The sequence below is a fragment of the Streptomyces sp. RLA012 genome (assembly GCF_056270325.1).
Window position 1 is genome coordinate 10,804 of the sequence record NZ_JBWDPA010000006.1, and the last position, 24,884, is coordinate 35,687.

Annotated in this window: 12 protein-coding genes and 4 pseudogenes; 12 read left to right on the forward strand and 4 right to left on the reverse strand. The window is 73.0% G+C overall.

Features of this window, described 5'->3' with window-relative positions; genetic code table 11:
- Positions 1 to 16: 16 nt before the first annotated feature.
- The 4 genes and pseudogenes from RV986_RS53875 to RV986_RS53890 form a co-directional block, all read right to left on the reverse strand.
- Positions 17 to 7,693 (reverse strand): SDR family NAD(P)-dependent oxidoreductase, encoded by a 7,677-nt coding sequence (locus RV986_RS53875; protein WP_475924990.1) that lies wholly within the window; start codon positions 7,691 to 7,693, stop codon positions 17 to 19.
- Positions 7,694 to 7,705: 12 nt separating this feature from the next.
- A pseudogene (locus tag RV986_RS53880) lies at positions 7,706 to 7,822 on the reverse strand (hypothetical protein); the annotation flags it as partial.
- Positions 7,823 to 7,910: 88 nt separating this feature from the next.
- Positions 7,911 to 9,089 (reverse strand): annotated as a pseudogene (locus RV986_RS53885) (beta-ketoacyl synthase N-terminal-like domain-containing protein); the annotation flags it as partial.
- Between the two features lie 60 nt (positions 9,090 to 9,149).
- Positions 9,150 to 10,010 (reverse strand): 1,4-dihydroxy-6-naphthoate synthase, encoded by an 861-nt coding sequence (locus RV986_RS53890; protein ID WP_475924991.1) that lies wholly within the window; start codon positions 10,008 to 10,010, stop codon positions 9,150 to 9,152.
- 382 nt (positions 10,011 to 10,392) lie between these two features.
- Between RV986_RS53890 and mqnE the strand changes: the two genes are divergently transcribed.
- The 12 genes and pseudogenes from mqnE to RV986_RS53950 form a co-directional block, all read left to right on the forward strand.
- Positions 10,393 to 11,556: an aminofutalosine synthase MqnE gene (gene mqnE / locus RV986_RS53895; protein WP_475925013.1), complete on the forward strand. Its 1,164-nt coding sequence runs from the start codon at positions 10,393 to 10,395 to the stop codon at positions 11,554 to 11,556.
- Positions 11,557 to 11,631: 75 nt separating this feature from the next.
- Positions 11,632 to 11,934 carry a ferredoxin gene (locus RV986_RS53900; protein WP_475924992.1) on the forward strand — a complete coding sequence of 101 codons (303 nt, stop codon included), beginning with the start codon at positions 11,632 to 11,634 and terminating at the stop codon, positions 11,932 to 11,934.
- Positions 11,935 to 12,159: 225 nt separating this feature from the next.
- A complete protein-coding gene (locus tag RV986_RS53905) occupies positions 12,160 to 12,924 on the forward strand; it encodes a thioesterase II family protein (protein WP_475924993.1) in 765 nt (254 codons plus the stop codon).
- A 152-nt stretch (positions 12,925 to 13,076) separates the two neighbouring features.
- Complete coding sequence (locus RV986_RS53910) at positions 13,077 to 13,979, forward strand: menaquinone biosynthetic enzyme MqnA/MqnD family protein (protein WP_475924994.1); 903 nt, start codon at positions 13,077 to 13,079, stop codon at positions 13,977 to 13,979.
- A gap of 69 nt (positions 13,980 to 14,048) precedes the next feature.
- A complete protein-coding gene (gene mqnC, locus RV986_RS53915; protein WP_475924995.1) occupies positions 14,049 to 15,284 on the forward strand; it encodes a cyclic dehypoxanthinyl futalosine synthase in 1,236 nt (411 codons plus the stop codon).
- 82 nt (positions 15,285 to 15,366) lie between these two features.
- Positions 15,367 to 16,359 carry an ATP-binding cassette domain-containing protein gene (locus tag RV986_RS53920; protein ID WP_475924996.1) on the forward strand — a complete coding sequence of 331 codons (993 nt, stop codon included), beginning with the start codon at positions 15,367 to 15,369 and terminating at the stop codon, positions 16,357 to 16,359.
- Positions 16,359 to 17,216, forward strand: a complete 858-nt coding sequence (locus RV986_RS53925) for an ABC transporter permease (RefSeq protein WP_475924997.1) — start codon at positions 16,359 to 16,361, stop codon at positions 17,214 to 17,216. Before RV986_RS53920 ends, RV986_RS53925 begins: the two co-directional genes overlap by 1 nt.
- 29 nt (positions 17,217 to 17,245) lie before the next feature.
- Positions 17,246 to 17,863 (forward strand): annotated as a pseudogene (locus RV986_RS53930) (AMP-binding protein); the annotation flags it as partial.
- Between the two features lie 77 nt (positions 17,864 to 17,940).
- A complete protein-coding gene (locus RV986_RS53935) occupies positions 17,941 to 21,423 on the forward strand; it encodes an AMP-binding protein (RefSeq protein ID WP_475924998.1) in 3,483 nt (1,160 codons plus the stop codon).
- A 122-nt stretch (positions 21,424 to 21,545) separates the two neighbouring features.
- Positions 21,546 to 22,577, forward strand: a complete 1,032-nt coding sequence (locus tag RV986_RS53940) for a ketoacyl-ACP synthase III family protein (RefSeq protein ID WP_475924999.1) — start codon at positions 21,546 to 21,548, stop codon at positions 22,575 to 22,577.
- Positions 22,578 to 23,090: 513 nt separating this feature from the next.
- Complete coding sequence (locus RV986_RS53945; protein WP_475925000.1) at positions 23,091 to 24,212, forward strand: beta-ketoacyl-ACP synthase III; 1,122 nt, start codon at positions 23,091 to 23,093, stop codon at positions 24,210 to 24,212.
- A 319-nt stretch (positions 24,213 to 24,531) separates the two neighbouring features.
- Positions 24,532 to 24,705 (forward strand): annotated as a pseudogene (locus RV986_RS53950) (PEP/pyruvate-binding domain-containing protein); the annotation flags it as partial.
- Between the last annotated feature and the right edge of the window lie 179 nt (positions 24,706 to 24,884).

Sequence of the window (24,884 nt, forward strand, 5' to 3'; positions counted from 1 at the left end):
TACGGCGACCTGGTCCTCACCCGAGGCGAGAGCGGACGCGATGCCGGCGAGGGCGTGCCGGTCGGCCCGCCGGGCCGGGAGGTCGACCAGGCCGCCCCAGCGGTCCGGGTGTTCCAGCGCGGCGACGCGGCCGAGGCCCCAGACCGCGGCCTGGGACGGATCGGCGGGCTCCTCGGCCGTGCCGCCCGTCGATACCGCGCCCGGTGACAGCACTCCCGTCGATACCGCGCCCGTCGGCACCGCGCCGGTCGATACGGCGTCGGTCGATACGGCGCCGTGTGTCACCGTCCACAGCGGAACCGGAAGGTCTGCGTCGCCCAGCGCCTGGACGAGCGCCAGTGTCGCCCCCCACACCACCGGAGGGGGCGAGGTACGACAGCACGCCCGCGATGCCCCCGCATTCGGCGGCGTTCGTCAGGACCCGCCCCAGCGCGGCACGGTCCGCCGCCTCCGCCGGGCAGGTGAACCGCTCGATCCCGGGGACGAATTCCTCGATGCCCGCGAGCACGTCCTCGCCGGGGGGCTGCAGCAGCAGCCAGCGGCCCGGCACCGGCGCGGGTGGGGTCGGCACGGCCAACGGCTCCCAGCCGACGCGGTAGCGCCAGCCGTCCACGACGGACCGCTCGGCCGCACCGCGCCGCCAGGCCGACAGCGCCGGCACGACGGCGCCCAACTCGGCCTCGCCCACGCCCAGTACATCGGCCAGGCCCTGCGCGTCGCCGCGTTCCACGGCCTCCCAGAACTCCGCGTCCACGGGGTCGGCCGAGGTGCTCCCGGCCGGCGAGGCGGCCTGCTCCGGCCAGAACCGCTCACGCTGGAAGGCGTACGTCGGCAACGTGACGGTCCGGGCGCCAAACCCGGCGAGCAGGGCGGGCCAGTCGACGGGAACCCCGTGCACGAAGGCCTTCGCCACGGCCGCCGGCACCGTGTCGGTCTCGTCGCGGTCCTTGCGGAGCGCGGCCACGAACAGCATGCCCTCGTCACCGGGGACGCAGGAGGGAGCCAAGGCCGTGAGCGTCGCGTCGGGCCCGATCTCCACAAAGCGCGTGACGCCGTGCCCGGCCAGCCACTCGATGCCGTCGGCGAACCGCACGGCCTCCCGCACATGCCGCACCCAGTACTCCGGAGACTCCAACTCCCCCGCCGCAGCCGCCTGTCCGGTCACGTTCGACACCACGGCCAACTGCGCCGGCGCATAGGTGACGCTCTCCGCGACCGTGCGGAATTCGTCGAGCATCGGTTCCATCAGCGGCGAGTGGAAGGCATGGCTGACACGCAGGCGTGAGGTGCGGCGGCCCAGCGCCGCCACCTCCCCCGCGACCGCCTCAGCCACGGCCTCGACACCCGAAATCACCACCGACCGCGGCCCGTTCACCGCCGCGACCGACACCTCCGCCGCACGGCCCTCCAGCAGCGGGAGAACCTCGTCCTCGGACGCCTCGACGGCGAACATCGCGCCGCCGGGGGGCAGTTGCTGCATCAGGCGCCCGCGTGCCGACACCAGTCGGCAGGCGTCTTCGAGCGACAGCACCCCTGCCACATGGGCGGCGGCCAGTTCGCCGATGGAGTGCCCGACCAGGAAGTCGGGGCGCACCCCCCACGACTCGACGAGCCGGAACAGCGCCACCTCGATGGCGAACAGGGCGGGCTGGGTCCACGCGGTGTTGTTCAGCAGGTCCGCGTCCGTGCCGAAGACCACGTCCGTCAGGCCGTCGTCCAGGTGCGCGCAGACCGCGTCGAAGGCACCGGCGAACACCGGGAAGGACTCGTACAGTTCACGCCCCATACCGAGGCGCTGCGCGCCCTGGCCGGAGAACAGGAACGCCAACCTGCCGTTGGACGCGGCGCCTTGGGCGACGGTGGGAAGGTTCTCGCCGCGGGCGACGGCGGCGAGTCCCGCGAGCAGTTCTTCGCGGTCGGTGCCTCGGATCACCGCGCGGTGCTCGAAGACGGACCGGGTCTGTGTGAGCGACAGGGCCACGTCGGCGGTGTCCAGGTCCGGGTGGGCCTGTATGTGGGCGAGCAGGTGTGCGGCCTGGCCGCACAGTGCGTCGGCGCTCTGGCCGGACACGACCCAGGGGGTGACGGGCAGCGGCTGAGAGACCTCCGTGACGGCTTCGACGACCGGGTCCGGCGCCTGTTCCAGTACGACATGGGCGTTGGTGCCGCTGAATCCGAAGGCCGAGACTCCGGCCCGCCGGGGCCGCGCCGTCTCCGGCCAGTCGACGGATTCGGCCAGGAGCCTGACCTCGCCCGCGGCCCAGTCCACATGGGAGGAGGGTTCGTCGACGTGGAGGGTGGCGGGCAGCACGCCGTGCCGCATCGCCTCCACCATCTTGATGACACCCGCCACACCGGCAGCAGCCTGCGTATGACCGATGTTCGACTTCACCGAACCCAGCCACAACGGACGACCCTCGGACCGCTCCTTCCCATACGTCGCCAACAGCGCCTGCGCCTCGATCGGATCACCCAGAGACGTGCCCGTGCCGTGCGCCTCGACCGCGTCGACATCGGACGCCGACAACCCCGCACTCGCCAACGCCGCCCGGATCACCCGCTGTTGCGAGGGCCCGTTCGGCGCCGTCAGGCCGTTGGAAGCGCCGTCCTGGTTGACCGCGCTGCCGCGGACGACGGCCAGGACGGGGTGGCCGTTGCGGCGAGCGTCCGACAGCCGCTCGACCAGCAGCACACCGACACCCTCACCCCACCCCGTCCCGTCCGCACCCTCCGCAAACGCCTTGCACCGGCCGTCCGCCGCGAGCCCGCGCTGGCGGCTGAACTCCACGAACGCCGCCGGGGTCGACATGACGGTGACGCCGCCGACGAGTGCCATCGAGCACTCCCCCGAGGTCAGTGCGCGTGTCGCCCAGTGCAGGGCGACGAGGGACGCCGAGCAGGCCGTGTCGACGGTGACCGCGGGGCCTTCGAGGCCCAGGACGTACGAGACCCGGCCCGAGACGACGCTCGCGGCGTTGCCGGTGCCGAGGTAGCCCTCGGTGTCGGCGTCGGCCGTGCCCAGAAGGTGCGCGTAGTCCTGGCCGTTGGTGCCGGTGAAGACGCCGGTACGGCTGCCCCGCAGGGAACGGGGGTCGATGCCCGCCCGCTCCACGGCCTCCCAGGAGGTCTCCAGCAGCAGACGCTGCTGCGGATCCATGGCAAGGGCCTCACGCGGTGACACCCCGAAGAAGCCCGCGTCGAACGAGCCGACGTTCTTGAGGAAGCCGCCGCGGCGGGTGTAGGTCGTCCCGCGGCGCCGGGACTCGGGGTCGGGGTCGTAGAGGGCGTCCACGTCCCAGCCGCGGTCGCCCGGGAAGTCGGTGATGCCGTCGTCGCCCTTGAGGAGCATGTCCCACAGCTGCTCGGGGTTCTCGACCCCGCCGGGGAAGCGGCAGCCCATGCCGATGATCGCGACCGGGTCGGCGGCGAGGTCCGCCGGTGCTCCGGGGACCTGCTGCGCGGACTGCGCCGACCCCGCCTCGGTGGGGGCGAGTCCGGCGAGCAGGAGGTCGGCGACGGCGGCCGGGGTGGGGTGGTCGAAGATCAGGGTCGCGGGCAGGGTGAGGCCGGTCGTGTGGGTGAAGGCGTTGCGGAGTTCCAGGGCGGTGAGGGAGTCGAAGCCCAGCTCCGTGAAGGGCCGGTCGAGGCCGACCGACGCGTCGCTGCTGTGGCCCAGGACACTCGCGACGGTCGTACGGACCAGGGCGAGGACGGCCGAACGGCGCTGCTGCTCGGGCAGCGCGGCGAGCGCACCGCCCGCCGTCACGGTGCCCGCCCCGGCGCCGGCGGCCTGCCGCAGTGGTGCGCGGCCGGCCAGGGAGCGCAGGACGGGGGGCAGCCCGGCCGCGTTCCGGCGCAGCGCGGGCAGGTCGACGCGCAGGGGCAGCGGGGTGCCGGCGGTGTGGGACAGGCAGCGGTCGAAGAGGGCCAGGGCGTCCGGGGTGGGCAGGGCGCCGATGCCGCTGCGGCCGATGCGGTTGCGCTGTGAGGTGTCCAGGTCGCTGGTCATGGTGCTGTCCTGGGCCCACAGTCCCCAGCCGATGGCGAGGGCGGGGTGTCCTTCGGAGCGGAGGTGTCCCGCGAAGGCGTCCAGGAAGGAGTTGGCCGCGACGTAGTTGCCCTGGCCGGGGCTGCCGAGTGCGGCGGCGGCCGAGGAGAACAGAACGAAGGCCGTCAGGCCGAGATCGCGGGTCAGTTCGTGGAGGTTGACCGCGGCGTCCACCTTGGGGCGCAGTACGGCGTCGAGGCGTTCGGGGGTGAGGGAGGTGACGACGCCGTCGTCCACGACACCGGCGGCGTGCACGACGGCACCCAGCGGGTGCTCCGGCGGGACGGCCGCCAGCAGTCCGGCCAGCGCGTCGCGGTCGGCGGTGTCGCAGGCGGCCACGGTGACCTCGGCGCCCGCCTCGGCCAGCTCGGAGACGAGGGCAAGGGCGCCGGGCGCGTCCGCGCCCCTGCGTCCGGCGAGGAGCAGATGCCGTACGCCGTGCTCGGTCACCAGGTGGCGGACGACGGCGGCGCCGACGGTGCCGGTGCCTCCGGTCACGAGGACCGTGCGCCGGGGGTCGAAGTCGAGTGCCCGCGCGGGCTGTTCGGCATCGGCGGCAGTGAGGTCGGGGGCGGGGGCGGGGGTGAGATGGGGTACCAGGACCTGGCCGTCGCGGACGCAGACGTCGGTCTCGTCGTGGCGGAGGATCTCGGCGAGGTCTTCCTGCTCGTGGACACCGGTGCCGGTGTCCACGAGCAGGAAGCGGCCGGGGTTCTCCGCCTGGGCGGAGCGCACGAGTCCGCGGACGGCGGCGGCGGGCAGGTCGGTGACCGTCTCGCCGTCCGCCGCGGCGACCGCACCGGAGGTGAGGAACAGCAGGCGGGAGCCGGTGAAACGCTCGTCGGCCAGCCAGGTCCGCAGCAGGGTGAGGGCGGCGCCGGTGGCCGCGTGGACGGCCTCGGCACTCGCCCCGCGGTCGTCGTGGGGAGTGCGCCAGGGCAGGGCGACGACCTCGGGCACGGCGCCGTCGGCGGCGAGGAGGGCGTCGAGGCCGGTGTGGACGGCGAGTTCGGGGGCGGTCGGCAGCACCGGTCCCCGTGAGGCGGTCCAGGTGAGGCGGAAGAGGTCGTCGCGCTCCGCTGCCGCCGGGGCGGGCAGGTCCGCCGGGGTCAGCGTGCGCGCGGTCAGTTCGTCCGCGGTGAGGACGGGTGCGCCGGCGGGGTCGAAGAGGTCGAGCCCGACGGTGCCGTCCTGGCGGGGACGGATATGGACGCGTACGGATTCGGCGGCCGCGGCGTGCAGGGTGAGGCCGGACCAGGACAGGGCGTGGGGTGCCGGGTGTCCTGTCGCGCAGAGGGCGAGGAGAGCCCCTTCGAGGAGGGCCGGGTGCAGGGCGAAGCGGCCGGCCTCGGCGCGCTGCGACTCGGGCAGGACGGCTTCGGCGTACACCTCGTCACCGAGCCGCCAGGCGGCCGTCAGGGTGCGCAGGACGGCGCCGGGGACGGTGTCCTGGTCTTCGAGGGTGCGGTACGGCTCGTCGATGTCGAGGGGGGCGGCGCCGGCGGGCGGCCATGCACCGGGCGCCCGGTGCTCGCGGGGTGCCGGGCTCTGCGGCTGCCGTACGAGGACGCCGTGGGCGTGCCGCTGCCAGGGGCGGTCTCCTCCGTCGTCGGCGGGGCCGGCGGGAACGGCGGGGTCGAGGGGACGGGAGTACGCGGTGAAGGTCCACCGGCCCGCCTCGTCGGTCTCCTCGACCACGGTCTGGATCTCGCTCTCGCCGGTCTCGGGCAGGGCGAGGGGCGTTTCCACGACGAGTTCGGCCAGGTGCGGGCTGTCGAGCCGGGCACCGGCGTGCAGGGCGAGGTCCGTGAAGACCCCGGCGGGCACGAGGGCCGTGCCGAAGACGGTGTGGTCGGCGAGCCAGGGCTGGGTCCGGCGCGAGATACGGCCGGTGGAGACGACGGCGGTCGACTCGGCGAGCGCGACGGTCGCGCCCAGCAGCGGGTGTGCCGTCGTCCTGACGGTGCCCTGGGCCACCGGGTCGAGCCAGTAGCGGCTGCGCTGGAAGGCGTAGGTGGGCAGGGCGACCGGCGGGCGGTCCTCGCCCGGGGCTACGGCGGACCAGTCGACGGCGGTGCCGCGCGTGTGCAGGGCGGCGAGCGCGCCGAGCGCCGCGATCGGCTCGCCGCGGTCCTTGCGCAGGGTGGGGGCGAAGAGCATTCCGTCGCCCGAGACGGCGGACTGGGCGAGGGCGGTGAGGGTGGCGTCGGGGCCGATCTCGATGAAACGGCGGACGCCGCGCTCCTCCAGCCACCGCACCCCGTCGGCGAACCGCACGGCCTGCCGCACGTGGCGCACCCAGTACTCCGGAGACTCCAACTCCCCTGCCGCGGCGGCCTGTCCGGTCACGTTCGACACGACCGGAATACGAGCCGGCGCATAGGTCACGCTCTCGGCGACCGTGCGGAATTCCTCCAGCATCGGTTCCATCAGCGGGGAGTGGAAGGCGTGGCTGACGCGCAGGCGTGAGGTGCGGCGGCCCAGCGCCGCCACCTCCCCCGCGACCGCCTCGGCCACCGACTCCACACCCGAGATCACCACCGAGCGGGGTCCGTTGACCGCAGCAATGGACACCTCCGTCTCGCGGCCCTCCAGCAGCGGGAGAACCTCGTCCTCGGACGCCTCGACCGCGAACATCGCACCGCCGGACGGCAGTTGCTGCATCAGACGGCCCCGTGCCGACACCAGACGGCAGGCGTCCTCCAGCGACAGCACCCCGGCCACGTGGGCGGCGGCCAGTTCGCCGATGGAGTGGCCCACCAGGAAGTCGGGGCGCACCCCCCACGACTCGACGAGGCGGAACAGGGCCACCTCGATGGCGAACAGGGCGGGCTGCGCCCACTCCGTCCGGTTCAGCACCTCCGCATCCGTACCGGAAACCACACCCGTCAGATCGCCGTCCAGGTGCGCGCAGACGGCGTCGAAGGCCTCCGCGAACGCGGGGAAGGACTCGTACAACTCACGCCCCATGCCCAGGCGCTGGGCGCCCTGGCCGGAGAAGAGGAGGGCGAGCCTGCCGTCGGCGCGGCGGGCCGTGTTCATGACGACCTCGGGGGTGGGCTCGCCGTCGGCCAGGGACTTGAGGCCGCGGATCAGGGCGTCGTGGTCGCCGCCGAGGACGACGGCCCGGTGTTCGAACGCGGAGCGTGTGGTGGCCAGGGCGTGGGCGACGGCGTGGTCGCCGTCGCCGGGGTGGGTTTCGAGGTGGGTGAGGAGGGTGTGGGCCTGGGCCTGCAGGGCCTCCGGGGTCTGGGCGGACAGCAGCCAGGGCACGACCGGCGGGGCGGTGTCGGCGGGGGGTGTGGCGGCCTCGGTGCGGGTGCGGTCCTCGCTCGTTCCGGTGCTCTGCCCGGCCTGCCTTGCCTGCCCGGCCTGCCTTGCCTGGCCGGCCTGGCTGTCTTGGCCGTCCTGTTCTTGCTGCTCGTCCTCCGGTTCGGCGGGCGGGGCCTGTTCGACGATGACGTGGGCGTTGGTGCCGCTGACGCCGAAGGCGGAGACGCCCGCGCGCCGCGGCCGGCCGGGGTCGGTCCACTCGACGGGTGCGGTCAGGAGGCGGACGTTGCCTTCTGTCCAGTCGACGGTGGTGGAGGGCTGGTCGACGTGCAGGGTGCGGGGCAGCCGCTGGTGGCGGAGTGCCTGCACCATCTTGATGATGCCGCCGACGCCCGCGGCGGCCTGGGTGTGGCCGATGTTCGACTTGAGGGAGCCCAGCCACAGGGGTTGGTCGGCGGGCCGGTCCTGGCCGTAGGTGGCCAGCAGGGCCTGGGCCTCGATGGGGTCGCCGAGGGTGGTGCCGGTGACGGCCGTGGGCCTCGACGGCGTCGACCTCGCCGGCGCGCAGGCCGGCCGCGGTGAGGGCGGCGCGGATGACCCGCTGCTGTGCGGGTCCGTTCGGGGCGGTGAGGCCGCTGCTGGCGCCGTCCTGGTTGACGGCGGAGCCGCGGATGACGGCGAGGACGTCGTGCCCGTTGCGGCGGGCGTCCGAGAGGCGTTCCAGGAGGAGCATGCCCACGCCCTCGCCCCAGCCGGTGCCGTCGGCGGCGTCCGCGAAGGACTTGCAGCGGCCGTCGGCGGCCAGGCCGCGCTGGCGGCTGAACTCCATGAAGGTGACCGGGGTGGACATCACGGCGACACCGCCGGCGAGCGCGAGGTCGCACTCGTCGGCGCGCAGTGCCTGGACGGCCAGGTGCAGGGCGACCAGGGAGGAGGAGCAGGCCGTGTCCACGGTGATGGCGGGGCCTTCGAAGCCGAAGGTGTAGGAGATGCGGCCGGAGGCGATGCTGGCGGCGCTGCCGTTGCCGATGTATCCGTCGAGTCCTTCGGGGGGTTCGGGGAACCGTGAGCCGTAGTCGTTGTACATGACGCCGGCGAAGACGCCGGTGGCGGTGCCCCTGAGGTCGGCGGGGCGCAGCCCGGCGCGCTCCATGGCCTCCCAGGTGACTTCGAGGAGCAGGCGCTGCTGGGGGTCGGTGGCGAGGGCTTCGCGGGGTGACATGCCGAAGAAGCCGGCGTCGAAGTCGACGGCGTCGTGCAGGAAGCCGCCTTCGCGGGTGTAGCAGGTGCCGGGGCGGTCGGGGTCGGGGTCGTAGAGGGTGTCGACGTCCCAGCCGCGGTCCTCGGGGAAGGCGGAGATGCCGTCGGTGCCGGTGTCGACGAGCTGCCAGAGGTCTTCCGGGGTGCGGACTCCGCCCGGGTAGCGGCAGCTCATGGAGACGATGGCGATGGGTTCCGTGGCCTTCGACTCGACCTGGCGCAGGCGGGTGCGCGTGCGTTGGAGGTCTGCGGTGACGCGCTTCAGGAAATCGCGGAGCTCGCGAAGCCTGTCCTCGCTCACGGATCGGTTCCCTTCGACAGCGGGCCCATGGTCTCGCCGGTGGTGGCACGGGCAGTGACGGTCCCGGACGGGTGCGGGCGGCACGGGACGGGGTGAGGGGGTGCGGAGCCTGGCGAGCGGCGCGGCGGCGGTTCCCCGGGCGGATCCGACGTGCCGTGCCGGATGCCGGTGGGGAACATGCCTTCGGCCGATTATGCGGACGGGCACGGGCCCCCCGGATCCGCGCTGAGCGGCTCTAAGAGAACTTCTAGCGTTGGCCCGCGGGTGCTACGGCCCGGCGGGGAAGTCCAGGGCGCTGTCGGGCACGGCGGGCAGCAGTCCCTGTTCGGCGGAGCGGCCGAGGAGTGCGCGTACGGCGGCGCGGCCCTCGTCGCCGAGTTCCTCGGTGAACGTGTTGACGTACAGGTCGATGTGCTGGTCGACGACGTCCGGCTGCATTTCCTGGGCGTGCTGGAGGACGTAGGCGCGGGAGGCTTCGGGGGTGTTCCAGGCGGATCGTACGGAGGTGCGGATGGCCTGGGCGAGTGCGCCGAGGGTGCGTTCGCCGAGGGTGCGGCGGGCGACGATGGCGCCGAGCGGGATGGGCAGTGCGGTCTGCTTCTCCCACTCCTCGCCCAGGTCGGCGACGCGGTGCAGGCCGTACTGGCCGTAGGTGAAGCGGGCCTCGTGGATGACGAGGCCGGCGTCGACGAGGCCGTCGCGGACGGCGGGCATGATCTCGTGGAAGGGCAGGACGACGATCTCGCCGACGCCGCCGGGGACGGCGCGGGCGGCCCAGAGGCGGAAGAGGAGGTAGGCCGTGGAGCGGGTGCTGGGGACGGCGACGCGGGCGCCGGTGAGGGTGTCCGCCGTGCCGGGTTCGCTGCGCAGGACGAGTGGTCCGCAGCCGCGGCCGACGGCGCCGCCGCAGGGCAGCAGGGCGTACTCGTCGAGGATGTGGGGCAGCACGCCGTAGGACACCTTGAGGATGTCCAGGGCGCCTTCCTCGGCGAGGCCGTTGGTGATGTCGATGTCGGCGAACCGCAGGTCGACCTCGGGCGTGCCGGGGAGCAGGCCGTGTGTCCAGGCGTGGAAGACGAATGTGTCGTTGGGGCACGGGGAGTGCGCCAGGCTCAGTCGTGAGGTCATGCGGCCGCCTCTTTCTCTGCCGTTTTCTCTGCCGTGGGTGGGTCCGGTGACGGCGCTCGCACGCCCCCTCTCCAGGAAACCGGGAGTGGGTGTGGGGTTTTCCCCAGACTGCCGTCCGCGAGTATGAGAGCGCCTCACCCGATGTGGCCGGATCGCCTGTGTTCCGGTCGGGAACGGTCCACGTGCCGTTCGTTTCAAGGGGGTTCGGGCTGGTCCGGGAACGGGCGGGCCGGCGGTCCCCGGGGCACGCAGACGAGTCACGTGCCGCGCCGCGTGCTCACACTCACTTCGTGTGCCGCCAGGCACTGACCGAGGAGGTTCCCGGGTAATGGACGCTGGGCTCAAGCGTGAGCTGGAGGAGAAGGTGTTCTCCTCCCGGGTAATGGACGCTGGGCTCAAGCGTGAGCTGGAGGAGAAGGTGTTCTCCGGTGAGCGGCTGTCCCGCGAGGACGGCATCGCGTTGTACGAGTCGGACGAACTGGCCTGGCTCGGCGGGCTCGCGCACCATGCGCGCACCGTCAAGAACGGCGACCTGGTCCACTTCAACGTCAACCGCCATCTCAACATGACGAACGTGTGCACCGCGTCGTGCGCGTACTGCTCGTTCCAGCGCAAGCCGGGCGAGATGGACGCGTACACGATGCGTATCGAGGAGGCCGTGCGCCTCGCCAAGGCGATGGAGAACGAGCACCTCTCGGAGCTGCACATCGTCAACGGCCTGCATCCGACGCTGCCTTGGCGCTACTACCCGCGCTCGCTGCGGGAGCTGAAGAAGGCGCTGCCGAACGTGTCGCTCAAGGCGTTCACGGCGACGGAGATCCACCACTTCGAGACGATCTCCGGGCTGCCCGCCTCGGACGTCCTGGACGAGCTGATCGACGCCGGTCTGGAGTCGCTGACCGGTGGCGGCGCGGAGATCTTCGACTGGGAGGTCCGCCAGCACATCGTGGACCACCGCACGCACTGGGAGGACTGGTCGCGCATCCACAAGCTCGCGCACTCCAAGGGCCTCAAGACGCCGTGCACGATGCTGTACGGGCACATCGAGGAGTACCGCCACCGGGTGGACCACGTGCTGCGGCTGCGTGAGCTGCAGGACGAGACCGGCGGCTTCCAGGTGTTCATCCCGCTGCGCTACCAGCACGACTTCGTGGACATGAAGGACGGCAAGGTCCGCAACAAGCTCCAGGCGCGCACCAGCATGGCGACGGGCGCCGAGGCGCTGAAGACGTTCGCGGTCTCGCGTCTGCTGTTCGACAACGTGCCGCACGTCAAGGTGTTCTGGGTGATGCACGGGGTGCAGACCGCGCAGCTCGCGCTGCAGCACGGCGCGGACGACATGGACGGCTCGGTCGTCGAGTACAAGATCACGCATGACGCGGACAACTTCGGCACGCCGAACAAGCTGACCCGCGAGGACCTGCTCGACCTGATCCGCGACGCGGGTTTCCGGCCTGCCGAGCGCAACACCCGCTACGAGATCATCCGCGACTACGAGGGTCCGGACCCGGCGCGGCGCGACACGCCGCAGCCGATGCGCGTCTGACGCCGCGGTCGTCCTCCGCTCCTCCCCGTGCACCGCGGTGCACTTCCCACACAGAGAATCGGCAGGCAGGTGGAAATGTCTTCGCAGACGACCAACGGGCAGGCCTTCGAGGTCTGGATCGACCATGAACTGTGCACCGGCGACGGTATCTGTGCCCAGTACGCGCCCGAGGTGTTCGAGCTGGACATCGACGGCATCGCCTATGTGAAGGACCAGGACGACGAGCTCCTGCAGGATCCCCGCGCGACCACCCGGGTGCCCCTGCAGCTGCTGCGGGACGTCGCCGACTCGGCCAAGGAGTGCCCCGGCGAGTGCATTCATGTGCGGCGCGTCGAGGACTCCGTCGAGGTGTACGGGCCGGACGCGGACAGCGACTGAGTCTGCCGCCGCTGCGTGGCGGGTGCCGTCCGGCGGCACGCACGCACCCGCCCTCCGTCTCCGTACCGCCGTTTCCGTGACGCCGCTTCCGTACCGCCGTTTCCGTGACGCCGCCGTACCGCTGATCCGTACCGCCGAAAACCGCATGCCTCGGCCGCGCCGGGCCCCTCCCGCATCCTCTCGTCGGCCAGGTGCGCCGATCCGTTGGAAGGACATCCGCGTCCCATGAGTTCAAGCCCCTCGGACGATCTGTGGATCCGCAGGTTCCGCCCCGCTCCCGATGCCTCTGAGCGCCTGGTGTGCTTCCCGCACGCGGGCGGCTCCGCCAGTTTCTACGTACCGGTCGCCGCCGCGCTCGCGCCCGGCGTCGACGTGGTCGCCGTGCAGTACCCGGGCCGCCAGGACCGGCGTCTGGAGCCGGGGCTGACCTCGGTGGCCGAGCTCGCCGACCGGGTCGCCGAGGCGCTGGGCAACTGGGACGACCGGCCGCTGACCTTCTTCGGGCACAGCATGGGAGCGGTGGTGGCCTTCGAGGTCGCCCGTCGCCTGGAGCGGGCCGGCAGCGGTCCGGTGCGGCTGTTCGCGTCGGGCCGGCGGGCGCCGTCGTGCACCCGTGACGAGACGGTGCACACCCTCGGCGACGACGGTCTGATCGCCGAGCTGCGCGCGCTCAGCGGCACCGATGCCCGGTTCCTGGAGGACGCGGAGCTGCTGAGCATGGTCCTGCCGGCGATCCGCAGCGACTACACGGCCGTCGAGACGTATCTGGCGGCGCCGGCGGACACCGTGCGCTGCCCGGTGACGGTCCTGGTCGGCGACAGTGATCCCAAGACCTCGCTGGAGGAGGCGCGTGCCTGGGGCGGGCACACGCTCGGCGGCAGCGAGCTGCGTATCTTCCCCGGCGGGCACTTCTTCCTCTCCGACCGGCCGGCGGACGTTCTCGCCGTCCTCACCGAGCACTTCGCCGCGGCGACCTCCCGCAGGGCGTAGGGCCCGGCGGGAGCGCGGTGCAGGGGCCGCACGCGTTCGGCGGGCGCGGGGGCTTGCTCCTCGCACCGCATCCACCTCCCCTTCTCCTTCCGTGTGCCGGGCACCGAGTCCGCCCCGCCGCCCCTTCGATCCGTTCCGGGAGCTGTCCACAGATGACCGAACAACTCGTCGCAGAGCCGTCGCCGGCCCTGCGTCCCAAGCGCCGCCGGCCCAGGGTCGGGCACATCCAGTTCCTCAACTGCCTGCCGCTGTTCTGGGGGCTCGCCCGCACCGGCAGCCTCCTCGACCTGGACCTGCGCACGGACAACCCGGACGGCCTCAACGACGCGCTGGCCGCGGGCGATCTCGACATGGGGCCCATCAGCCTGGTCGAGTTCCTGCGGCACGCCGACGACCTGGTGGTCCTGCCGGACATCGCGGTCGGCAGCGACGGCGACGTGATGTCCTGTCTGCTCCTGAGCCAGGTGCCGCTGGAGCAGCTGGACGGCGAGCGGGTGGCGCTCGGTTCGACGAGCCGGACCTCGGTGCGGCTGGCGAGGCTGCTCCTTGAGGAGAAGATGGGCGTGCGGCCCGAGTACTTCGTGTGCGAGCCCGATCTGCAGACGATGATGTCGCAGGCGCGGGCGGCGGTCATCATCGGGGACGCCGCGCTGCGCGCCTCGCTGTACGAGGCTCCCGGGCTCGGTCTCCAGGTCCACGACCTGGGCCGGATGTGGAAGGAGTGGACCGGACTCCCGTTCGTGTTCGCCGTGTTCGCCGCGCGCCGTGAGTTCCTCGCCCGTGAACCCGCTCTGGTGCGTCAGGTCCACGCCGACCTGCTGGCCTCCCGGGACCTCTCGCTGGCCGAGGTGGCCAAGGTGTCCGAACAGGCCTCCCAGTGGGAGGAGTTCGACGCCGAAACGCTTGAGCGGTACTACACGACGGCGCTCGACTTCAGTCTCGGTGCGCGGCAGCTGGCCGGCATCGAGGAGTTCGCCCGCCGGGTCGGCGGCGAGGCCGAGGGCTTCCCGCCCGATGTGGCCGTACGCCTGCTGGACGCCTCCGCCGCCGGGTGACATCCCGTCTCCATCCGCCCGTTCCGCCATGACCCACAACCCCCTCCAGAGCCCGGAAAGGCCGGCACCATGCCCCGACCTACCCCGTCCCCGCTGCAGTCCGTCCTCGACCGTGCCGCCGCGGGCGGGCGGATCACTCCCGAAGAGGCCCTCGTCCTCTACCGCGACGCCCCGCTGCACGCGCTGGGCGCCGCCGCCGACGCCGTGCGCCGCCGCCGGTACGCGGGCACCGAGCACATCGCCACGTACATCATCGAGCGCAACATCAACTACACCAACGTGTGTGTCACGGCGTGCAAGTTCTGCGCCTTCTACGCGGCTCCCAAGGACACCGCCAAGGGCTGGACGCGCGACCTCGACGACATCCTGCGCCGCTGCGCGGAGACCGTCGAACTCGGCGGCACCCAGATCATGTTCCAGGGCGGCCACCACCACCCGGACTACGGCGTCGAGTACTACGAGAAGCACTTCTCGGCGATCAAGGAGAAATTCCCCCAGCTGATCATCCACTCCCTGGGCGCGTCCGAGGTCGAGCACATGGCCCGGATCTCCAAGGTGGGTGTGGAGGAGGCCATCCAGCGGATCCACACCGCCGGCCTCGACTCCTTCGCGGGCGCGGGCGCGGAGCTGCTTCCGGCGCGGCCGCGCAAGGCGATCGCCCCGCTGAAGGAGTCCGGCGAGCGCTGGCTGGAGATCATGGAGGTCGCGCACGGGCTGGGCGTGGAGTCGACGTCCACGATGCTGATGGGCACCGGTGAGACCAACGCCGAGCGCATCGAGCACATGCGGATGATCCGTGACGTGCAGGACCGCACGGGCGGCTTCCGGGCGTTCATCCCGTACACCTACCAGCCCGAGAACAACCACCTCAAGGGCCGCACGCAGGCCACGCTCTTCGAGTACCTGCGGATGATCGCGATCGCCCGGCTGTTCATGGACAATCGCGTCGCCCGGCTGTTCATGGACAACATCGCCCACATCCAGGGCTCCTGGCTGACCACCGGCAAGGAGGCAGGCCAGCTGTCCCTGCACTACGGCGCCGACGACCTGGGCTCGGTGATGCTGGAGGAGAACGTGGTCTCCTCGGCGGGCGCCAAGCACCGCTCCAACCTGGTGGAGATCCTGGACCTGATCCGCGGGGCCGGCCGGGTGCCCGCGCAGCGGTCCACGACGTACGAGCACCTCGTGGTCAACGACGACCCGGCGAACGACCCCGTCGACGACCGGATCGTCTCGCACATCTCGTCGACGGCCCTGGAGGGCGGCACCGCCCACCCCGAGCTGAAGCTGATCTCCGCGAACTGAAGCGTACGCCCGGGGCCGTCGTGCCAAGGCTCGGGCGCCCGGCCGGCACACCACCAGACGCACAGACAGGATGGAGAAGCCCATGACGGGCGCCATTCACGCCGAGGGCCTCGTCAAGACCTTCGGCAAGCTCCGGGCCCTCGACGGAGTCGACCTCGATGTCCCGCAGGGCAGCGTTCTGGGGCTCCTGGGCCCCAACGGAGCGGGCAAGAGCACCATCGTCCGCGTCCTCACCACACTGCTGCGCCCGGACGCGGGCACCGCGACGGTCGCGGGCCACGACGTGGTCCGCGCACCGGACCAGGTGCGCCTGTCGATCGGCCTGTCGGGACAGTCCGCCGCCGTCGACGACCGGCTGACGGGCCGTGAGAACCTGCGCATGATCGCCGAGTTGTACGGCATGCGGGCCCGGGCGGCCCGGCAGCGGGCGGACGAGCTGCTCGCCCAGTTCGACCTGACCGGCGCCGCCGACCGGATGTCCGTCACCTATTCCGGCGGGATGCGCCGGCGCCTCGACCTGGCCGCCGCACTGGTGGTCAGGCCGTCGGTGATGTTCCTCGACGAGCCGTCGGTGGGACTCGACCCCACCAGCCGCCTCATGCTGTGGGACGCCATCGACCACCTGGTGGACGCGGGGACGACGCTGCTGCTGACCACGCAGTACCTGGAGGAGGCCGACCGCCTCGCCCAGGACATCGCCGTCGTCGACCACGGCCGGATCATCGCCCGCGGCACGCCGCGCGCACTCAAGGCGCGCACCAGCGGGCAGCAGGTCGAGGTGACCGTGGAACGCGGCGAGCAGATCGACGCCGCCGCCTCGCTCGTCGGCCGCTTCGGCACCAGGAAGCCGGACGTGGACCGGGCCAGGTCGCTGGTCTCCGCACCCGTGGACGGCGGCGTCCGCCTGCTGACCGAGGTCATCCACGCCCTGGACGGCGCCGGGATCGAGATCAGCGACATCAGCCTGCGCCGTCCGACGCTCGACGAGGTCTTCCTGGCCCTCACCGCGCCGGCCCACGCCGACACCCCCGAACCCGCGCTGGCCGCCGCCGGCGCGCCCGGCGAGAAGGAGTGATGACCGTGTCGGTGACGGTACAGGCCGGCCCGGCGGAGCTGCTGCGCCCCGGGACCGCGGTGAAGGCGGTCCGTGACGTGGCGGTGGTCGCACGCCGCAACCTGATCAGGATGGTCCGTATCCCCGAGGTACTGATCCTGGGCCTCATCCAGCCCATCGTGTTCGTCCTGCTCTTCGCCTACATCTTCGCGGGCTCCTTCAGCCTGCCCGGCGCGGACGGCCCCGCGGCCTACCGCGAGTACATGATGCCGGGCTTCTTCGCCCAGACCATCGCCTTCGCGACCGCCAGCAACAGCAGTGTGAGCATCGCCAACGACCTGCAGAGCGGCATGATCGACCGGTTCCGCTCGCTGCCGATGGCCCGCGGCGCGCTGATGACCGGCCGCACCGTGGCCGACATGGTGCAGAACATCCTCGTGATCGCGGTCATGGTCGGCTGCGCACTGATCGTCGGCTGGCGCATCCACGACGGATTCCTGCGCGCGGTTGGGGCCTTCGGGGTGCTGCTGCTGATGGGCTACGCCCTGTCGTGGGTGGGGGTGGTCGTCGGTCTGTCGGTGCGTGCCCCGGAGGCCGCCGCGACCAGCAACTTCCTGTGGCTGTTCCCGCTGACGTTCCTGTCCAACGCGTTCGTCGCGCCGTCCACGCTGCCGGCCGTGCTGCGGTGGGTGGCGGAGTGGAACCCGATCAGCGCGACGGTGCAGGCGACCCGTGAACTGTTCGGCAACCCCGGACTGACCGTGTCGCACGCCTGGCCCGCGCACCACGCCCTGCTCGTGTCCGTCGTCTGGTCGGTGCTGATCGCCCTGGTGTGCCGGACACTTGCGGTGCGCCGCTACCGCTCGTCCGCATCCTGACCGTGGGGAGTCCGAGGAGCGTGAGTGAGATGTTCCGCGCCGATCTGGTCCGGCCGCTGCACGAACTGCTCGCCGAACACGCCGAGCGGCGGCCGCGGCAGACCGCGTTCCACGACGGCCGCCGCTCGGTGACCTACGCCGAACTCGACGGCCGCACCGCCCGGGTGGCCGGCCATCTCGCGGGGCTGGGCCTGGAACGCGGCACCCGCGCCGTGATCTATCTGCCCAACCGCGTGGAGACGGTGGAGAGTTACCTCGCCATCACCCGGGCGAGCGCGGTCGGTGTGCCGCTCAATCCGCGCTCGACCGACGCGGAACTGGCCTATCTGCTGGACGACTGCGCGGCCCGGGTGGTGATCGCCGGGACCGCGCAGCTGTCCCAGGTGCGCCGTGTGCTGGCCGAGCGCCCGGGCATCTCGGTCGTGGTCGTCTCCGACTCCCCCGCGGGGGAGGACGACGACCTGCCGCGCTACGAGACGCTGGCGACGACCTGGTCGCTGCGTGACCCGCCGCGCGACGACCTGGGCCTGGACGAGCCCGCGTGGATGCTCTACACGTCCGGCACCACGGGCCGGCCCAAGGGGGTCCTCTCCACGCAGCGTTCGTCGCTGTGGGCGACCGGCGCGTGCAACGCCCCGGTCCTGGGGCTGTCGCCCGAGGACCGGGTGCTGTGGCCGATGCCGCTGTTCCACGCCGTCGCGCACAACGTGTGTGTGCTGTGGGGGTGCTGGCGGTCGGCGCGAGTGCCCGGATCACCGACGGGCTGGCGGCGGACGAGATCCTGCGCCTGGCCCAGGAGGAGCGGTCCACGTTCCTCGTCGGGGTGCCGACGATGTACCACCACATGGTCGAGCAGGTGCGCTCCGGCGACGTCCACGCGCCGGACCTGCGGGTGTGCATGGTCGCGGGCTCCTCGTGCCCGGTGAGCCTGCACGAGGGCTTCCGCGCCGCGTTCGGCATCGCCCTGCTGGACAGCTACGGCAGTACCGAGACCGGCGGCGCGATCACCACCAATCTTCCGCAGGGCCCCTACGTGCCGGGCTCCTGCGGGCTGCCCGTGCCGGGGCTGACGCTGCGTCTGACGGACCCGCGCACCGGGGACGAGGTCCCCGAGGGCGAGGAGGGCGAGGTGTGGGTCTCCAGCCCCGCGCTGATGCTCGGCTACCACGGGCAGCCCGAGACGACCGCGACCGTGCTGTCCGACGGCTGGTACCGCACCGGTGACCTCGCACGCCAGGACGAGGCCGGGTACGTCACCATCACCGGCCGGCTGAAGGAACTCATCATCCGCGGCGGCGAGAACATCCACCCGGGCGAGGTGGAGAAGGTCCTGGCCAAGGTGGAGGGAGTCGCGGACGCCGCCGTGGGCGCCAAGCCGCACGAGGCGCTCGGCGAGGTACCGGTGGCCTATCTGGTGCCCGGGCCCGGCGGCATCGACCCGGACGCGGTACTGGCCGCGTGCCGGGCCGAACTGTCGTACTTCAAGGTGCCCGAGGAACTCCACGAGATCACCGAGGTCCCGCGCAACCCCGCCGGGAAGATCGCCCGCAAGCGCCTTACCGGCCTGACGGGCCGCCTGCTGTGGCGCAGGTCCCAGACCTCGACGCATGTTTCACGCCGCTACGAAGGCGCCCTGGAACTCGGCCTGCTGGGCGCCGCGCACCCGCTGCTGGAGGCCGCGGTCGAGCTCGCGGACACCGACGGTGTGCTGTTCTCGGGCCGTCTGTCGGGCACCGAACGCGACCCGCTGCTGTCGCGCACGGTGGCCGGCACCGCCGTCGTGGCACCCGCGGTGCTCACCGAACTGGCCCTGTACGCCGGGGGGTACGCCGGCTGCGGACGGCTGGTGGAACTGAACGCCGGCGAGCCGCTGGTGGTGCCCGAGCGGGACGGCATCCAGCTGCGGGTGAGCGTCGGGGCCGCCGGTGAGCAGGGCGTGCGGCCGGTGACCGTGCACGCGCGCCGGGACGGCGGGGGCGCGGCCGGGCGGCCGTGGACCTGCCACGCCTCCGGCACGCTCGCGCCCGGCACGGGCCCCTCGCCCGCCCGGGAGCCGGCCGTATGGCCTCCGCCCGGCGCCCGGCGCGTGCCGCTCGAAGAACTGCCCGCGGACGACGGCGACGCGGACAGCGCCGCGGCCTGCTCCGGCGCCGGCCTGCCGCGGGAGCTGCGCTCGGTGTGGCGGCACGACGGCGATCTGTTCGCCGAGGTCGCGCTGCACGACGAGAGCCTGGAGCAGGGTGCCCGGTTCGGGCTGCATCCGGCACTGCTGGACGCGGTGCTGCGGCCCGCGCTGCTGCGCGCCGCGGTGGACCCGGCCGTCCGGGAAGCCGCGCCGGAGCGCGCGGGCCTGTGGTGGCCGGACTCCTGGCACGGGGTGGCTCTGCACGCCTCGGGGGCGTCCGTGCTGCGCGTGCGGATACGGCCGCGGCCCGACGGCGGGTTCTGTGTCGAGGCCGCCGACGCGGCGGGCGACCCGGTGCTCAGCGTGGAGTCCGTGACCTCCGGCCGCCTGACCCGGACCGCCCTGACCCGGACCGCCCTGGCCCGGGCGTCCGCCGCCCAGCAGGACGGTCTGTTCGTACAGGTGTGGGACGACGTCGACCTCGCGCAGGCCGCACGGAAGGACGAACGGGCGGACGAACGCAAGGATGAACGCAAGGACGAGCGGTGGGCGGTCGTCGGTGACGATCCGCTGCGGGCCCGTGCGGGCCTGATGGCCGCCGGGCGCTACTCGGAGACGCATCCCGACCTCGACGCCCTGGCGAAGGCCGTCGCAGGCGGCGCCGCGCCCCCCGACGTGGTGATCGTCTCCCGTACCACCGGCGCCGCCGGGGCCGGCACGGACACCGCGGGCGCGGTGCGCCGTGCCGTGCGGGAGGGCCTGGACTGGGCGCGCCGGTGGGCCGATCCGCTGTTCGCACGGACCCGTCTGGTCGTGCTGACCCGAAACGCCGTGCCGGCCTGGAACGAGTCCTGCTCGCCGGACCTGCCCGGCGCCTCCCTGTGGGGGCTGGTCGGCGCGGCACAGGACCGGGCACCCGGGCGTTTCGTGCTCGTGGACACCGATGCCTCCAAACGTGCCTGGCGCGTCCTGCCGGACGCGGTGGCCTCGGGCGAGCCCCGGCTGGCCCTGCGCGGCCGGGCCGCGCGCGTGCCGCGCACCGAACGGGTCCTGCCCGGCGACACCGCACCGGTGTCCGCACCGGGCGGCGACGGCCCGGGCGGCGACGGCCCGCTGCTCGTCGCGGGCACCGCGGCGAGCGCGCTGACCCGGCACCTGGTGACCGAACACGGCGTCCGTGACGTGCTGCTGGCCGGCCCCTCCGGTGCGGACGACGCGGCGGAACTGCGCGCGCAGGGCGCGTCCGTGGCGCTGGCCGCGTGGGACACCGACGACCCGGCGGCGTCCGCGCGGGCGCTCCGGGCGGTCCGGACGGCCGCGAAACCGTCGGCCGTGCTGTTCACGGTGTCCGTGGACACCACGGCCATCGCCTCCGAGGGGCCGGACGGCAACGTCGACACGGTGCTGCGGCCCGTCGTCGACACCGCGCTCGCCCTCGGCGACGGACTCGCGCCCGGGGACGTGTCCGCGTTCGTGCTCAGCTCCCCCGCCACCGCCCCGGCCGCCCCCGGCCTCGTCGCCGAGGCGGTCGGCGCGTTCCTCGACGCGTGGGCGACACACCTGCGCGCCACAGGGGTGCCGGCCGTGTCGGTGCGCGGGGCCGACCCGAACTCGCGGGAGGCACGGGACCTGTTCGACGTGGCGCGCTCGCTGGGGCGGGCCGCGGTGGTCGCCGCACGCCCCGACCTGGGCGGCGTCCCCTCCCTGGGCCCGCTCACCGGCTCCGCCGCACTGCGGCGCGGGCTGGTGCGCGGCACGGTCCGCCGCACCGCCCGCAACGCGCTCGCCGATCCGTCCGGACTGCGCCACCGGCTGGCGGCCCTGCCGGACCCGGAGCAGGAGGAGACCGTCCTGGACCTGGTACGCGGCCACTTCGCCGCGTCCCTCGGGCTCACCGGCGGCGCCCAGATACCGCCGGACGGCGAGACACGGGAGCTCGGCTTCGACTCACTGACGGCGCTGACCGCGCGCAACGCGCTGGCCGAGGCCACCGGGCTGTCGCTGCCCGCGGCCGTGGTGTTCGACTTCGCCACGCCCGCCGGGCTCGCCCGCCATCTGAAGAAGGAGCTGCTCGCCGGCTGACGCGGGAGTTCCCGCCGGGCGGCGCGGCACCGGACGGTGACGCGGGAGTTCCCGCCGGGCGGCGCGGCACCGGACGGTGCCGCGCCGCCCGGCGCCGTCATGACGCTGACAGGAGAACGCCGATGAGGGTCGAGAACGTTCACATCGAATCGCTGGGAGTCGTGCTGCACGAGTGGGCCAGCGCCGAACAGGCCGTGGCCGAGGGGAAGCTGGACGCCGAGATCCAGGCGGCGAACGGGCTGACGGGCGTCCATGTCGCCGGTGACGTCCCGGCCATGGACCTGGCCGTGCAGGCCGCACGGACCGCACTGGAGCGTTCGAAGATCGACCCCGAGGACCTCGGGGCGCACATCCACACCGCCGTCCACTACCAGGGCCCCGAGGGCTCCTACCCGCCCGGCTACATCCTGCGCGAGCTCGGGCTGGGCACGCTTCCCGCGCTCTACCTCCAGCAGGGCTGCGACGGCATGCTCAGCGCCCTGGAGGTGGCGATCGGCAAGCTCACCGGAGCCGCCGAGGCCGGGGCGGTGCTGCTGACGACGGGGGAGAACTTCTCCTCCCCGCAGATGGACCGCTGGAAGGGCTTCGGCCAGGCCTACATCCTCGGCGACGGCGGCGTCGCGGCGCTGGTGAGCGACGAGGGCGGCTTCGCCGAGGTGCGCTCCCTCAACTCGGGTGTGCTGCACGAGCTGGAGTGGTGGCACCGCGGGGACGGTCCGCTGCTGCTGCGCGAGGACACCGGGGCGGCGTCCGACATGGTCGAGCGGGCCGAGCAGTTCGCCGAGCGGATGCCCCTGTCGGAGACGATGGAGAAACTCACCCTGTTCGGCCTGGACATCATCCACCGGTCGCTGGTGGACGCGGGTCTGAACGCGTCCGACCTGGCCAGGGTGGTGCCGATCAACATGGACGGCCGGATGATCGAGTACTCGATCATGATGCCGCTGGGCCTGCCGATGTCACGGTGCGGCTGGGAGTTCGGCAAGTCGGTCGGACACGTGGGCGGCGCCGATGTGTTCATCACCCTGGAGCACCTGGTACGCACCCGCGAGGTGTCCCCCGGCGACAACGTCCTGCTGTTCTCCCAGGGACCGGGCTGGCTGTGCAGCGCGGCCGTGGTCACCGTCACCGACACCCCGCACTGGGCGGTCTGAAACGCCGGGCCGAGGCCGCCGGCGGCCTCGCGGTGGAGGAAAGCCGCGGGGCGCGGGTGGGAAGCCGGCGTGGAGCTTCGGCGAACCGGCGGCACCACGCCGCGGATGCGCGGGCCGCACCCCGCGTCCCCGCCCCGCCGGTCGAAGCGGGCCGGGCCGCCGCACCGCCGGGGCCGCGGGGCTTCACCGCCAGGTTGTAGGACTTCGCCTAGGTGGAAAGGCCCTTGGGCGTGCGTCCCGGCGCGTGGGGCGCATTCTCTTCTTGTTCTCTTCTTGTTGCCGGGCGGCCTCCGAGGGCTGATCGCCGATCGCCTGCGGGCGGCGGGAACAGTCCGGGCCGGCCCGGTCGAGCGCTCACCGCGATCAGGCGAGGTGCCGTGTGGTCTTCGAACAACGTTGTCAGAGGGTGCGCGACAGAAGGAGCCCTCGCGGCCGGCGCGGCCGTGGCCACGGGACAAGTGCCCGCGCGGTGCTCGTCTCCCCTCTGGGCTGCGGCCCGGTGCCGGGCCCGTGGTGAGCAGTCCGGGAGGCCCTCTCCCCCGGACCGGGCAGCAGTCGCCGGAGCGGGCGGCGGTGCTGACCGGGCTGGGGAGCGCGGTGCCCTCCACCGTGGTCACCAATGACGACCTGGCCGCGCTCCTCGACACCGAGGACGACTGGATCCGCCGGCGTACCGGTATCCGCCGGCGGCGGGTGGTCTCCCCCGGGCAGTCCACCGGCGACCTGGCCGTCGAGGCGGGCCGCAACGCCCTGACGTCGGCGGGAGTGGACGGCGCGGAAGCCGTCGTCCTCGCCACGAGCACCCCCGACCGGCTCTGCCCGGCGAGCGCCCCGGAAGTGGCGAGCAGACTCGGGCTGGGCACGGTGCCGGCGTTCGACGTGCAGGCCGTGTGCACCGGTTTCGTGTACGCGTTGGCGTCTGCGGCCGGGCTGATCGCCGTGGGGGTGGCGGACAGTGTGCTGGTGATCGGCGCCGACACGTTCTCCACCATTCTCGACCCCGCGGACCGTGCGACCCGGGTGGTCTTCGGCGACGGGGCGGGTGCGGTCGTGCTGCGCAGGGGCTCCTCCTCGGAGCCCGGGGCGCTGCTGGGGTTCAGTCTGGGCAGCGACGGCGGCTCCGCCGGTCTCATCGGGATCCCGGCGGGCGGATCGCGCCAGCGCTCCACGGGCCTGCCGGCCAGGCCGGAGGACCTCTGCTTCACGATGCAGGGCCAGGCCGTCTTCGCACAGGCGATCCGCCGGATGGCGGAGTCGGTGGAGGAGACCGCCGCGCGGGCCGGATGGAAGCCGGAGGAGATCGACTCCTTCGTCCTGCACCAGGCCAACGCCCGGATTCTGGCGTCGGTCGCCCGACGGCTCGCGCTGCCCGCCGAGAAGTTCGTCTCCAACATCGCCGAGGTGGGCAACACGGTCGCGGCCTCCATCCCCCTCGCCCTCGCCGACGGTGCCGCCGGCGGTGAACTGCGGCCCGGTCACAAGGTGGTGCTGACCGGCTTCGGCGGCGGGCTCACCTGGGGATCGGTGGCGCTGGTCTGGCCCGGTCCGCAGCCGATCCGTACGGAACTGCCGGACCCGCCGGCCGGCCCGCTCCCCCGGGCCGAGCCCCTCGCCGCGAATCCGAACCGAAGGTGAACCGCATGCCCATCGCCCCGTTGTCCGAAGGGACACCCGGGTGTCCCGCCGCCGGATCCTGTCCTTACGTGTGCTCACACCTTCCGCCGGCCAGGCCGAGATCGCCGCAGGGGCCGGTGGGAAGGGAAGGAATCTCCACGCCCTGACAGCCGCCGGATTCCAGGTCCCGGACTGGCGGTGATCGGCCTCGGCATCTTCGCGGAATTCGCCCGCGGCAGCGGACTGGACCGACGCCTGGAGGCCCTGCCGGCCGCCGGCTGGGAGAGCAGGCCCCGGGGAAACCGCTGCGCGGATCGCCGCGCTCATCGAGCAGGCGCCCCTGGCCGAGAGCGTCGCCGCGGCCATCGACCGGGCCTACCAGCAGGTCGGCCAGGGTCTGGTGGCGGTCCGCTCGTCCGGGGCGAAGGAGGACGGCGCGGAGCGCTCCTTCGCCGGCCAGTTCGACAGCTTCCTCAATGTCCTCGGCCTCGACCAGGTCACCGCCCATGTCCGCCGCTGCTGGGCCTCCGGCTTCTGCGAGCAGTCCCTGGTCCACCGCTCGCAGCGTCGCCCGCATGACCGCCCGGAAAGCCGTTCGCGTGCTCGCCGACGAGGGGATTGTGTTCGTCATCCGGCAGCTCGGCGCGTTCGTCTCCGCCTCCGGGCAACCCGGCAACTAGGGCACAGGCGCTC

Excerpts from the sequence above, each read along its gene's own strand:
- RV986_RS53875 (WP_475924990.1), bottom strand. The coding sequence starts at position 7,693 with ATGGTGCAGGCACTCCGCCACCAGCGGCTGCCCCGCACCCTGCACGTC.
- RV986_RS53890 (WP_475924991.1), bottom strand. The coding sequence starts at position 10,010 with ATGACCTCACGACTGAGCCTGGCGCACTCCCCGTGCCCCAACGACACA.
- mqnE (WP_475925013.1), top strand. The coding sequence starts at position 10,393 with ATGGACGCTGGGCTCAAGCGTGAGCTGGAGGAGAAGGTGTTCTCCGGT.
- RV986_RS53900 (WP_475924992.1), top strand. The coding sequence starts at position 11,632 with ATGTCTTCGCAGACGACCAACGGGCAGGCCTTCGAGGTCTGGATCGAC.
- RV986_RS53905 (WP_475924993.1), top strand. The coding sequence starts at position 12,160 with ATGAGTTCAAGCCCCTCGGACGATCTGTGGATCCGCAGGTTCCGCCCC.
- RV986_RS53910 (WP_475924994.1), top strand. The coding sequence starts at position 13,077 with ATGACCGAACAACTCGTCGCAGAGCCGTCGCCGGCCCTGCGTCCCAAG.
- mqnC (WP_475924995.1), top strand. The coding sequence starts at position 14,049 with ATGCCCCGACCTACCCCGTCCCCGCTGCAGTCCGTCCTCGACCGTGCC.
- RV986_RS53920 (WP_475924996.1), top strand. The coding sequence starts at position 15,367 with ATGACGGGCGCCATTCACGCCGAGGGCCTCGTCAAGACCTTCGGCAAG.
- RV986_RS53925 (WP_475924997.1), top strand. The coding sequence starts at position 16,359 with ATGACCGTGTCGGTGACGGTACAGGCCGGCCCGGCGGAGCTGCTGCGC.
- RV986_RS53940 (WP_475924999.1), top strand. The coding sequence starts at position 21,546 with ATGAGGGTCGAGAACGTTCACATCGAATCGCTGGGAGTCGTGCTGCAC.